Here is a 12801-nt window from a genome sequence, read left to right as displayed (position 1 = left end):
GCCCGCGCGCCGTCGACGCGGTCAGCTCAGCATGGAACGCCGTCGAATGTCGCGATAGACGCGTGGGGTCGCCGCGAGCACCAGACCGGCAAGAGGTTGGGTGAGTGGCTGATCCAGGTGTACCCACATCTCGTACCGGTCGATCACGTGACGGTTCAGCGGTACTACTTCGTAGTCGATCCTGCCGATCTGTCGATCCTCGGGATCGCGGATCAGGAATCGCTTCGACCACTTCTCGGCGCATTCGATCGTCCCGAGAATTCGGTCGTCCTCCGTGCTGAGGGTGAATTTGGTTCTGGCCGACCAGCCCAGGGTGATTCTGCCCAGCCCGGCGATACGGGTGACGGTCTTGAACCGCACGACATCCTCGGTGAGGGTATGTATGAGCGCGTCCTGTTCATCACGAAGTTCGACCGTGCCTCCGGCCAGCCGTTCGAGCGCCCTGGCGCCGATTGGCACCAGCGCTCCGAGTGGCACGCCCTGCCTATCGGTAATGGTCCACTCGTGGTGGTCGACGAGCTCGGCCTTGTGTCGAAAGACCACGCTCCGCTCGTCGAGCAGGCGCGGATCAGGCGAAACCCGCTGTGTCGCTGTAGTTCTCACCGGAAGCGGCTGAGTGTGCTCTGTCCACCGAAACCCGTCCCACCAGCGCAGCACGGTGCCGTTCGGATACCAGCCTGCGGCCGGGGGCGGCTGTGTCATCACCTCAGGGTAGGAATCGGCGCTGCCGCTTCCCACCCACCACAGGTGTGGGATTTTCGCACCTTCGCCCGTTGCGAACCTGACTACCGTTGGTGCGCATGACGCACACCGATATCGAGGTCACCGCGGAATTGGTGCGGGAGCTGTTGCGCGACCAGCACCCGGATCTGGCTGATCGTCCGATTCAGCTCGGTGCGCGCGGCTGGGACAACCAGATCTGGCGGCTCGGTGCGGATCTCGCCGTCCGATTGCCCTGGGCGACCGATTCGGCCGCTGAGCTATTGGTCAAAGAGCACACCTGGGTACCGGTTCTCGCGCCGAATCTTCCACTGCCGGTTCCTATTCCGCAGCGGCTCGGCGCACCGTCCGAGCGCTTCCCGCACCCGTGGATTGTCACGACCTGGGTGCCGGGTGAGCCCGCCGACCGTGCACCGATCACCGACGGCGTGGAGTCGGTCACCGCTTTGGCGTCGTTTCTCACCGCTTTGCATCACCCCGCCCCCGAACACGCACCTGTCGGCCGAGGGCGTGGCGGGCCGCTTGCTGCCGGATCGCAATGGTTCGACCGACAACTCACCGAAGCCACCGATCGGGGTTCGATCTCCGATCCCGACTCGGTGCGCGCCATATGGGAGGACGCGCTCGCCGCACCCGAGTGGGATGGGCCGCCGATGTGGCTGCACGGCGATCTGCACCCGGCGAACGTGCTGACCGAGAACGGCGCGATCTGCGGTGTGATCGACTTCGGCGATCTGTGCGCTGGCGACCCCGCCTACGATCTCGCGTCCGCGTGGATTCTATTGCCCGACAACACAGTCGAACAATTCTTCGACAGTTACGCTCCGAGCCCGGACCCCGCGACCCGGCGTCGTGCTCGCGGTTGCGCGGTGCTGCGCGCACTCGCCGGAATCCAGATCGGCGACGCCGGTGTCCGCGGTCTGCCGGGCGGCAAACCTACCTGGGGACCACCCGCGCAGGCCGCGCTGCGCCGCCTGATCGCGAGTTAGTCGCCCACCGGCGATCTGACCGCACGCCCCGGATCGCCTATAGCTCAACCGATTCCGGCCGCCCAGGCGGCTTCGATCATTCGGAATACCTCGTTCACCGTGGCTTCGGGGTGCGCCGAATCACGGCCGAGGGAGTAGGCGTCGATGACGAATCGGGCGATTGCCCGGCAGGCTATGCTGTCGGCGGGCCGGCCGAGGTCGGCGGCGAGGGCGGTCGCGAGCGACTCCGCGTGCCGCAGCCGCATCGATTCCTCGTACTGCCGCAGCGTGGGGGACTGGTCGATCATGCGAAAGATCGGTGCGGCTCCCTCGGCGGTGCAGTGCTGAACCATGGCCTGAATCTCATTGCGCAGCAATGGAATAAGCGGCTCATTCGGCGACCGATCGGTGACCGCGCGGGTGAGGCGATGTTCGAAGTCGGTGTCCTGGGCGAAAACCAGCGCCTCTTTCGAGGCGAAATGCGCGAAGAGGGTGGTCACAGCCACATCGGCTTCGGTGGCCACATCGCGGATCCCGACCGCGTCATACCCGCGTTCCAGGAACAGCCGCAGCGCGGTGTCAGCGATGTTCTGGCGGGTCGCGGCCTTCTTGCGCTCCCTGCGGCCGGTGGGCGCGGTCATAACCGAGATGCTATCAGATATCAACATGTAACTGGAACTTAGAACTACCCGTTGCAAAACACTAACGGTTAGCGTTATTTTCAATCCATGAGAGCAGTGCGCTTCGCCGAGTTCGGCGGCCCCGAAGTCCTCCAACTGACAGAGACCACCGAGCCGCATCCCGGCCCCGGTCAAATACGCATCGCGGTCCGAGCGGCCGGGGTGAACCCCCACGATTGGCGAGTCCGCGAGGGCCAGTTCGAGCGCATCCGCCCGCTGCCCCTACCCGCCGGTGTGGGCCAGGACGCCGCCGGTGTCGTCGACGAAATAGGCCCCGGCACAACAGGTGTCGAGATCGGCGACCATGTCTTCGGACGCGGTTCGAACACCTACGCCGAACTCGCGGTACTCAATTCCTGGGCACACCTGCCCGAAGAGCTGACCTTCGCCGAAGCGGCCGGGTACCCCTCGGTCGTGGAGACCGCACTGCGAATCATCGGTCTCGTCGGTATCCAACCCGGCCAAACACTGCTGGTCAGCGGCGCGGCAGGCGGAGTCGGCTCGGCCGTACTCCAGATCGCCCGCGACCGCGGAATCACGGTGATCGGCACGGCCGGCCCCGCGAACCAGGACTACCTGCGCACCCTCGGCGCGATCCCCACCACCTACGGCCCGGGCTGGGTCGACCGCGTCCGCGCCCTCGGCCGCATCGATGCCGCCCTCGACCTGAGTGGCGCGGGCGTCCTCCCCGGACTCCTGGAACTGACCGGAGATCCTGACAAGATCATCACAATCGCCGACCTCGAGGCATCAATGCTCGGCATCCGCTTCGCCGGAGTCGGCGGCAGCATGCCCGCCGCCCTCGCCGAGGCAGTCGACCTCATCACCCGAGGCCGCCTCCGCATCCCCGTCGACCGCTCCTACCCTCTCGCCGAAGCCGCTGCGGCACATGCGGATAGCCAATCCGGGCACACCCGCGGCCGCCGCGTCCTGCTGGTCTGAGCATCGCTTCTCACCCCGGAGAACACTGCGATGCCGGGGCCGGTTCAGAGCTTGCACCCTTGCACGATGGATATCCTCAACGGCTCCGGGCGCTCGGGGCTCGCCGCCTACTGTGATCTGCGCAGCGATGCCGGTCCGATCCATGCGCGGGTTGCGGCCGATCTGGGCGCGAAATTGCTTGCCGGTGAATCGTTCCCGTTCTATCAGACCGCCACACCCGCGCTGCTGCGGGTGTGGATCTCACTGGAGTCTCCCGATATCCCGGTGTTGAACGACCCTCGCGAGCTGTCGAGGGAGCACCGGTCGCCGGAATGGGAGTTCCTGTGCGGGCAGGTGGATGCTTGGCCGGACCTGCCGCCTGCTCAGCAACTGCGAGTGGTGAAAGTTCTTGCCAAGCTGGCATTTTGGGAGGTGATCGTCGACCTCATCGCTCCCGGCGACGATGCCGATGCCGAGTTCGAGGTCCAGCGACTGCGATCTCAACGTGATACGGCGCTGCTGCATCTCGATGCGGATGATCACCGGGCCCGCGCGGGTATCGAGGCTTTCGGTGTTCGTACCGCGACCGATGCCACCCTGCCCGCGTCGGTCCGGCTGAGCGCCGCATTGAATCTGGTTGTTTCCAAAGCCCGCTCGAGCGGGGGAGCGGATGCCGCCGAACCCTGGGCGACGCTGGCGGAGTCGCTGCTGCCGCAGGTGCCGGACGAGGGTGAGGGACTGCTGCTTCGAAGCGTCTGCTGGCGCGGGATCAGCTACGTCCCGCACCTGCGAGGCGATCGCGAGACCACTCGGCGCAGGCTCGATAACGCCGAAGACTTCGCCGTTCGAGCGCTGGCGCAGGCGTCGCTCTCCGCGCAGGAAAACATGATCCCGATCCTGCAGACACGTGCTCGTGCCGCGTGGGACTGCGGTGATCTGGACGCCGCGCATAACTACTACCGCCGCTTGGCCGATCATGACCCTCTGGATCCGAGTGGTTGTCTGCGGCTGGCGGAGTTCCTATTCCGTACCGATCGCGCGGCCGATGCGCGAACGGTGTACCTGCGCGCGGCCGCCCTCGGGACACCGGATCGATCCTATGCGCTGGCCCAGGCCGCACGATGCGCCGTGCTCTGACTCACCCCGTCCTCGACTGGCACGGATTGCCTGTGCGCCAATGGATTCACAACTGAAGTGCAGGACCCGTAGAGTCAGCCGCTGGTGGTTGTCCTTATCCTGCAACTCATCGCCCGTCACCGCTCTAGCCCAAGGGTGTTGCGACGCGGTTCGGCCGAGCGGAACGAGGATGGAAATGACGGATACCCCAAAGGGGTCGGCTAAACAGGCCGCCTCGAGTCCGGATCAGGTCGAATTGCGCAGATTGCTGGCCGGTTTGACCGCCGTGCGCGATGGTGATTTCGGGACACGGTTGCCGACGGACGCCGATGGACTGCTCGGGGAGATTGCCAACGTCTTCAACGGGATGGTGGATCAGCTGTCGCTGTTCACTTCCGAGGTCACACGCGTCGCGCGCGAGGTGGGTACCGACGGGCGTCTGGGTGGGCAGGCCGAGGTGCCGGGCGTCTCGGGCACCTGGAAGGACCTCACCGATTCGGTGAACGCGATGGCCGGCAACCTGACCAGTCAGGTCCGCGATATCGCGCAGGTCGCGACCGCGGTGGCGCAGGGCGATCTGTCGCAGAAGATCGATGTCGATGCGCGCGGTGAGATCCTCGAGCTCAAGAACACCGTCAATACGATGGTCGATCAGCTGTCGTCATTCGCGGACGAGGTCACCCGCGTCGCCCGCGAAGTGGGTTCGGAAGGTCAGCTCGGCGGTCAGGCCGAGGTGCCCGGTGTCGGCGGCGTATGGCGTGATCTCACCGATTCGGTGAACTTCATGGCCGGCAACCTGACCGCCCAGGTCCGCAATATCGCCCAGGTGACCACCGCGGTCGCGGGCGGTGACCTGAGTCAGAAGATCACGGTCAGCGCGCGGGGCGAGATTCTCGAGCTCAAGAACACCATCAATACGATGGTCGATCAGCTGTCCTCGTTCGCCGATGAGGTCACGCGCGTCTCGCGCGAGGTCGGCACCGAGGGCATCCTGGGTGGTCAGGCCGATGTGAAGGGTGTCTCGGGCACCTGGCGCGACCTCACCGACTCGGTGAACTTCATGGCGGGCAACCTGACCGCGCAGGTGCGCTCGATCGCGCAGATCTCCACCGCCGTCGCCGGGGGCGACCTGACCCAGAAAATTCGGGTCGATGCGCGCGGTGAGATTCTCGAGCTCAAGAACACCATCAATACGATGGTCGATCAGCTGTCCGCCTTCGCCGACGAGGTCACCCGCGTGGCCCGTGAGGTCGGCACCGAAGGAAATCTCGGTGGTCAGGCGACCGTGCGCGGAGCCTCGGGCACGTGGAAGGACCTGACCGACAACGTCAATGTCATGGCCTCGAACCTGACCAGTCAGGTGCGCTCGATCGCGCAGGTCGCCACGGCGGTCGCGCGCGGTGATCTGAGCCAGAAGATCACCGTCGAAGCCAAGGGCGAGGTCGCCGCGCTCGCGGGCGTGATCAATACGATGGTCGACACCCTGTCCGCGTTCGCCGATGAGGTCACCCGCGTGGCCCGAGAGGTCGGCACCGAGGGCATGCTCGGTGGCCAGGCGCGCGTGTCGAACGTGGCGGGCACGTGGAAGGACTTGACCGACAACGTCAATTCCATGGCCAACAACCTGACCAACCAGGTCCGCAATATCGCGCAGGTGACCACCGCGGTCGCGCAGGGCGATCTCACCCGCAAGATCGACGTCGACGCGCGCGGTGAGATTCTCGAGCTCAAGACCACCATCAATACGATGGTCGATCAGCTTTCCGCGTTCGCCGCCGAAGTCACCCGTGTCGCCCGCGAGGTCGGCTCGCAAGGCCGCCTGGGTGGCCAAGCCGAGGTCGAGGGCGTCTCGGGCACGTGGAAACGCTTGACCGAGAACGTGAATGAGCTCGCGGGCAACCTGACCCGTCAGGTCCGCGCCATCGCCGAAGTCACCAGCGCCGTCGCCGAGGGCGACCTGACCCGCTCGATCACGGTCGAAGCCTCGGGCGAGGTCGCCGAGCTCAAGGACAACATCAACTCGATGGTGGAGTCCCTGCGCGAGACCACCAAGGCCAATCAGGATCAGGACTGGCTCAAGACCAATCTGGCCCGCATCTCCGGTCTCATGCAGGGCCAGCGCGATCTGAACGTGGTGGCTGAGCTCATCATGGATGAGCTGGCCCCGCTGGTCTCGGCGCAATTCGGCGCGTTCTATCTCGCCGATGACACCCCGGAGAAGTCCGAGCTGGAATTGATCAGCTCCTACGGCAGCCCCGAAGAGCCCGGTGCCGCAACACGTTTCGCGTTCGGTCAATCGCTGGTCGGTCAGGCCGCGCGCAGTCGCCGCACCATCGCGGTGGACGATGTCCCCGGCGACTACGTCACCATCTCCTCCGGCTTGGGCCAGACCGCGCCGGTGAACCTGCTGGTGCTGCCGATCGGCGTCGAGGATCAGGTCCTCGGCGTGATCGAACTGGCGTCCCTGCACCATTTCACTCGCACCCATCGCGATTTCCTGGATCAGTTGATGGAAACCGTTGGCGTGAACGTCAATACGATTATCGCCAATGCCCGCACCGACGATCTGCTGGCCGAATCGCAGCGCCTGACCATCGAATTGCAGGCTCGCTCACAGGAATTGCAGGTCCGGCAGGAGGAGTTGCAGAGCTCCAATGCCGAAATGGAGGACAAGGCCGCACTGCTGGCGATGCAGAATCGCGATATCGAGGCCAAGAACCTCGAAATCGAGCAGGCCCGGCAGGAGCTCGAGACGCGCGCCCAGCAGCTGGCGCTGGCGTCGAAGTACAAGTCGGAGTTCCTGGCGAATATGAGCCATGAGCTGCGCACACCGCTGAACAGCCTGCTGATCCTGGCCCAGCTGCTGGCCCAGAACCCGACCCGCAACCTCACGCCGAAGCAGGTCGAATACGCGGGGATCATCCATTCCGCGGGTTCGGATCTGCTGCAGCTGATCAATGACATCCTCGACCTGTCCAAGGTCGAGGCGGGCAAGATGGACATCACGCCCGAACAGGTGCCGCTGCGCAAACTGCTGGACTATGTCGAGGCCACCTTCCGGCCGATGACGACGCAGAAGAATCTGGGCTTCCAGATCACCAGCGCCCCGAATCTGCCGCTGGAATTGCTCACCGATGATTCCCGGCTGCGTCAGGTACTCGGCAATCTGCTGTCCAATGCGGTGAAATTCACCGAGACCGGATCGGTCGAATTGCGCCTGGAGCCGCCGGATCCGCGCGAGCTGCCCGCCGCGGTGCGCAGACACGGCACCGCCATCGCCTTCCGGGTGATCGACACCGGTATCGGTATCGCCGCGCATCAGCTGGAGTCGATCTTCGGTGCGTTCCAGCAGGCGGACGGCACCACCAGCCGCAAGTACGGCGGCACCGGTCTGGGCCTGTCGATCAGTCGCGAGATCGCCTATCTGCTCGGTGGTGTCATCACCGCGGAAAGTGCACTGGGACAGGGCAGTACGTTCACCCTCTACCTGCCGGTGGCCCGTCCGGATTTCCTGGAGTTGCCGTTCCCCGAGCGGGAGGACACCCAGCGCGCCGATAACCGCCCTCCCACACCGAGCTCGGCAACCGGGCAATTGCGTCGACTGCTGGTCGTGGAGGAACGCCCGCAGGGTCTGCTGTCGCTGGTCGCGCAGAGCGCGGTGGCGGATCTGGCCGACAGCAATGATCCGCGCGGCCCGGTGCAGGTCGTGAGCGCGATCGGGGTGGAGGAGACCGCGGCCGCGCTGGCCTCGCAATCCTTCCACTGTGTGGTGCTCGAACTCGATATGCCCGATAACGTGGCTCTGCAGTTCCTCGAGCGCATGGATGGCGATTCGGCGCTGCGCAGCATTCCGGTGCTGGCGCACAACCGCAGACTCGATGCCGATCAGGAGCGTCGCCTACAGGATCACATCACGCGCCGTCCGTTGGAATTGCTGACCAGCCTGGACGAACTGCGCGAACGGATCGCGTTGCACATCACCGCGGAAGCCCCGGGTGATGTGCTGCCGCTGGTGCGGCGCGGGGGAGTGACGACCGCCAGCGCGCTGCCGCAACCGGCCGGTGAGCTCGCCGGCCGTACGGTGCTGATCGTCGACGATGATGCTCGAAACCTGTTCGCGCTCAGCAGCATTCTGGAACTGCACGGCATGAGCATCCTGCACGCGGAGAACGGTCGCGAGGGCATCGACAAACTACTCGCCCATCCGGAAACCGATCTGGTCCTGATGGATGTGATGATGCCCGAGATGGACGGCTACACCGCGACCGCGACCATCCGCGAGATGCCGCAGTACGCGTCCTTGCCGATCATCGCGGTCACGGCCAAGGCCATGCTCGGCGACCGCGATAAGAGCCTGGCCTCGGGCGCGAATGACTATGTCACCAAACCGGTCGACGCGGAAGCGCTGCTCGGTTGCATTCGGCACTGGCTCGGCGCCTGATGTCCGAGGCTCATGACCCCGGAGAGGAACCGATCGCTCCGGACGATCAGGCGCGGCCCATGTTCACCCGCCTCGCGGCGACCGTGGAACGGCTGCGCAATGAGGTCCGCGAGGCACAGGCCACGGCGGACGGCCGGGCGCTGATCGAGATGGCCAAGGGCGTGCTCATCGAGCGATTGCACTGCGGCCCGACCCAGGCGGCGTTGCAGTTGCAGATCCTGTCCGAGCAGGCGGGCATCAGCGAGCTGGAATTGGCCGCCGATCTGGTCAATCAGGCTGCGCGCGACCGGATCAGCGCGGCGGTGGGCCAGTTCCTGCGGCGCACGGCAGCCCCGGAGGAGGCCGCGGCCGCGGTGCGATTGCGTACCGCCGAAAGCGGATTGCTCGCGGCGACCGACACCCAGCGCGTGGCCGAATCGGTGCTCGAGCACGCGGTAGCGCCCTTGGGTGGTACCGCCGTGGCGATCTGGTCCGCGGGCACCGATGCGTCGCTGTCACTGGTGGGATTTGCGGGCATCGCCCCGTATGAGGCCGAGCGGTGGCGCTATGTCCCGCCCGGTGTGGCGACGCTGGCGCGGCAAGCGCTGGTGGACCGTACCGCGCTGTGGAACGAGAGCCTGGAGCCCGACGGTCTGCCCTCGATCGGTGATCGCACCGGTGCGCGCGCGGCCATTCCGGTCGGCGCGGGTGGCAAGCTGCTCGGCGTCCTCGAGGTGTGCTGGCCGCATCCGATCGAGCAGCAGCCCTCTCGCGTGCGACGCCAGTTCGAAGCGCTTGCGGAGCTGGTCGCACACACCCTCGAATCGGATCTGGTGGTGACACCGACGTCGTACCGTCCCGATATCGCCGATCTGGTGCGATTGGCCGACGGACTGTTCGATCCGGCGCTGGTATTGCTGCCGCATCTGGTCGACGGCGCGCTCACCGATTTCCGTATCCACCATGTCAATTCGTGCTTCCTGGATCCGGCCGGGCGTCCGCGCGGGCTGATCAGCGGTGCGCTGCTGCTCGAGGCATATCCGATGGCCGCCTCCGAGGGCAGGTTGTTCGAGCGCATCGAGCACGTCTACGCCACCGGTGAGAGCTACCGCGCGGAACGAATGATGCTGACCGAATTGGTCGATCAGATTCCGCTGACGCTCTCGGCCGCGCTGAGCATGGCCCGGCACGGCGATGCGGTGCTCATGGTGTGGCGGGTCGAGGATGAGGCGGCGCGGCTGGCGGCCCTGCTCCAGCACGCCCAGCGCCTGGGCCGGGTCGGCGGCTTCGAGGAGAGTATCGCCAACGGCGAGATCACCTGGAGCGCACAGCTTTTCGCACTGTACGGGTTGGCGCCGAGCGCGGATCCGATCCCGCTCGCGCAGCTGCCGAGTCATGTTCAGGACACCGATTCCGATGCCGTGCGCCAGTTCCTGCGCACGCTGCTGCGTTATCGCCGCCCGGCGTCGACGGCGTTTCGGCTGGTGCGCTCGGACGGGGTCACCCGCCATATCCGCATCATCGCCGAACCGGTCCTGGACACCGCCGGGCATCTACTGCTCATTCGCGGTGTCTACCAAGATGTTTCGGCGCAGCACTGGACCGAGATCGCACTGTCGGCCACCAGGGACCGGCTCACCCACACCGAGGAGCAGGCCGCCGCGCAGAGCCGGTTGGCCCGCCAGCTCCAGCAGGCGATCATGCCCGATGAGCAGCCCTCGACCGAGGCATCCGGGCTGCAGATCGCGGTTCGGTACCGCCCGACCGAGCAGGATCACCTGGTCGGCGGCGATTGGTACGACGCGATTGTGCTGCCGTCCAAGGAGATTCTGCTCTCGGTCGGCGATATCGCCGGGCACGGTATTACCGCGGCGACGGGAATGGTGGTGCTGCGCAACGCTTTACGCGGCTTGGCTGCCACCGGCGCGGGTCCCGGTCAAATGCTGACCTGGCTGAATCTGGTGGCGCATCACCTTACCGATCGAATCTTCGCCACCACGCTGTGCGGTCTCTACGATCCGAGTACCCGGGTATTGCGCTGGGCGCGGGCCGGGCATCTGCCGCCGGTCCTGATCCGCGGCGGTGTCGCCTCGAGTCTGCCGCCGCTCAAAGGCATGATTCTCGGAGCCGCGACCGATGCCAGCTACGAGGAGGGCGAACTCCAGCTCGAATCCGATGACACGCTGCTGCTCTACACCGACGGTCTGATCGAACGCCGGGACCGTCGCCTGGACGAGTGTGTGGCCCAATTGCTCATCACCTCGGCCGAATTCACCGGCAGTCTGGACGAACGCCTGGACTATCTGCTCGATGCCAGTGACGCCGATACCGATGACGACACCTGCGTCGTGGGCATCCACGTCGGCTGATCCGCTATGAGCCGCGTCAGGCGCCGCCCAGCGCCTGCGCGGTGGTGCTGTACAGGTCGAGCAGTTCGTTGATGCCGGTCAGCTCGATGGGCCGCCGGGCCGCCTCGGACACCACGATCCGCAGTTCCCTGCCGACGGCGGCCTCGGCGACCCGCACGAGCACGCTCAGCCCGGCCGAGCCGAAGAATCCCACCTCGGACAGATCCACCACGATCCTGGAATGGTCGGTTGCCAGCGCATCGCTGATAGCCGTCAAAAGTATTGGCGCCGACACCATATCGACTTCGCCCGCCACGGCCACGACGATCGCCGCCGCCTCGATGCGCGTGTGGACTGTCAGCTCTGGCGCTTGGCTGCTCAACTGATTGCCCCTGGTTCCGAAATCGCCGCGACCTCACCGCGCGGACCGTGAATCCCACTGGCAGGTCACCCTATCGCCAATCCGGAAGTTGGCAAAGAACGCCTCTGAAATGGCCCACACGTTTGAATCCGCCCAAATCGGGAACGTACGCGCTGTGCCCAGTAACAACGTCATTGATGCGCCCGCCCCGTGCGTCCAGGTCGGGGATGTTTACCAATCGCCCCGTTCCAGCTGGACCGAGTCCGCGCAGTTGCGGCTGGCACCCGACGGTCTCAGTGGCGAATTGCTGGTAGCGCTGGCCGCACCCGAGCAGTCCGAGATCACCGCGATCGAGTCCGGCCGGGCGGACTTCGCCTGGGTGAACAGCGCACACCTCGCCCTGGTGGCCTTCCGTTTCGACCAGGGCATCGACTGGTCCGACTTCCCGTACACCCCCCACCGCGCCGAACATCCGAGCGGTATCGCGATCGACGACGAGCCCACCGAGCTGCTGCTGCGCGTGGTCCTGGTCGACGCGAATACCGGTCTCGTGCGCGCGGTCCGCGAACTCTGCTGGCCCGCGCAATTCGCACAGGTGGCCCGCACCTCCGCCGCCCGGCTGTGGGAGTCACCCTTCAGCGAGCGCGCCGCCGATCAAGAGCAGGACCGCCTCTACACCCGCTACCGCACCACCGCCGACCTCGTCCGCCGCCGCGCCGACGCCACCTGCGTGGGGATGCACACGCGATTCTGAGCGGTATCGGGGTGGGAGGTTTCGTGATGTCCGATGTCCCGCCGGCCGGGGATGGTCGCAATGAGACCGAGGCCGAACGGCTGGACCGGAACTGGAACAGTTTGATGCAGGAACTGCGGGTCGTGCAGACCGGGGTGCAGCTGCTGACCGGGTTATTGCTGACCTTGCCATTCCAGGCTCGCTTCACCGAGTTATCGCATGCCATGCGTTTGCTGTACCTGTTGATCGCGACGACATCGATTGCCGCGACCGTATGTCTGATCGCGCCGGTGGCCGCGCATCGAGTGCTGTTCCGACGGCATCGAATCGGCAGCGTGGTGGTGACGGCGCACCGTTATGCCCTGGCCGGACTCGGCTTTCTTGGCATCGCGCTGACGGGAGTGGCCGTCTTGATCTTCGATACCGTGGCCGGTCCGATCTGGGCGAGTGTGGCGGGCGTGTGCTTCGGGCTGTTGTTCACCCTCGCGTGGGTCGTGCACCCGTGGTGGCAGCGGGGCGGAAATCGATTGTGAC

The 12801-nt window shown here is 65.8% G+C and carries 10 protein-coding genes; 7 read left to right on the top strand and 3 right to left on the bottom strand.

Going from position 1 to position 12801, the window contains the following annotated elements:
- Positions 1 to 21: 21 nt before the first annotated feature.
- A complete protein-coding gene (locus tag ACFC0O_RS21730) occupies positions 22 to 702 on the bottom strand; it encodes a DUF2510 domain-containing protein (protein ID WP_375960513.1) in 681 nt (226 codons plus the stop codon).
- 98 nt (positions 703 to 800) lie between these two features.
- Here ACFC0O_RS21730 and ACFC0O_RS21725 point away from each other — a divergent pair, with 98 nt between their 5' ends.
- A complete protein-coding gene (locus ACFC0O_RS21725) occupies positions 801 to 1709 on the top strand; it encodes an aminoglycoside phosphotransferase family protein (RefSeq protein WP_375960511.1) in 909 nt (302 codons plus the stop codon).
- 44 nt (positions 1710 to 1753) lie between these two features.
- Here ACFC0O_RS21725 and ACFC0O_RS21720 read toward each other — a convergent pair whose 3' ends face one another.
- Positions 1754 to 2329 (bottom strand): TetR/AcrR family transcriptional regulator, encoded by a 576-nt coding sequence (locus ACFC0O_RS21720; RefSeq protein ID WP_375960509.1) that lies wholly within the window; start codon positions 2327 to 2329, stop codon positions 1754 to 1756.
- Positions 2330 to 2416: 87 nt separating this feature from the next.
- Between ACFC0O_RS21720 and ACFC0O_RS21715 the strand changes: the two genes are divergently transcribed.
- The 4 genes from ACFC0O_RS21715 to ACFC0O_RS21700 all read left to right on the top strand — a co-directional run bounded on the left by ACFC0O_RS21715 (position 2417) and on the right by ACFC0O_RS21700 (position 11194).
- On the top strand, positions 2417 to 3310 hold the full coding sequence (locus ACFC0O_RS21715; protein ID WP_375960507.1) for an NADP-dependent oxidoreductase: 894 nt from the start codon (positions 2417 to 2419) through the stop codon (positions 3308 to 3310).
- A 66-nt stretch (positions 3311 to 3376) separates the two neighbouring features.
- On the top strand, positions 3377 to 4426 hold the full coding sequence (locus ACFC0O_RS21710; RefSeq protein ID WP_375960505.1) for a tetratricopeptide repeat protein: 1050 nt from the start codon (positions 3377 to 3379) through the stop codon (positions 4424 to 4426).
- Between the two features lie 175 nt (positions 4427 to 4601).
- Complete coding sequence (locus tag ACFC0O_RS21705; protein ID WP_375960503.1) at positions 4602 to 8846, top strand: HAMP domain-containing protein; 4245 nt, start codon at positions 4602 to 4604, stop codon at positions 8844 to 8846.
- A complete protein-coding gene (locus ACFC0O_RS21700; RefSeq protein ID WP_375960501.1) occupies positions 8846 to 11194 on the top strand; it encodes a SpoIIE family protein phosphatase in 2349 nt (782 codons plus the stop codon). Before ACFC0O_RS21705 ends, ACFC0O_RS21700 begins: the two co-directional genes overlap by 1 nt.
- Positions 11195 to 11210: 16 nt before the next feature.
- Here the strand turns inward: ACFC0O_RS21700 and ACFC0O_RS21695 are convergent, their stop codons facing one another.
- A complete protein-coding gene (locus tag ACFC0O_RS21695; RefSeq protein WP_375960499.1) occupies positions 11211 to 11555 on the bottom strand; it encodes an STAS domain-containing protein in 345 nt (114 codons plus the stop codon).
- A gap of 154 nt (positions 11556 to 11709) precedes the next feature.
- On the opposite strand from ACFC0O_RS21695, the gene ACFC0O_RS21690 reads away from it, so the two are divergent.
- Positions 11710 to 12288, top strand: coding sequence for a hypothetical protein (locus ACFC0O_RS21690; RefSeq protein WP_375960497.1), 579 nt, complete (start codon positions 11710 to 11712; stop codon positions 12286 to 12288).
- A 26-nt stretch (positions 12289 to 12314) separates the two neighbouring features.
- The gene (locus ACFC0O_RS21685; protein WP_375960495.1) at positions 12315 to 12800 is read left to right on the top strand and encodes a DUF6328 family protein; all 486 of its coding nucleotides are present in this window, start codon (positions 12315 to 12317) and stop codon (positions 12798 to 12800) included.
- The last annotated feature ends 1 nt before the right edge of the window (position 12801 follow it).

This window comes from Nocardia sp. NPDC056100, assembly GCF_042266325.1.
GTDB lineage: Bacteria > Actinomycetota > Actinomycetes > Mycobacteriales > Mycobacteriaceae > Nocardia.
Note: the sequence above shows the minus strand (reverse complement) of the source record. Positions and strands in the feature narration are given on the sequence as shown.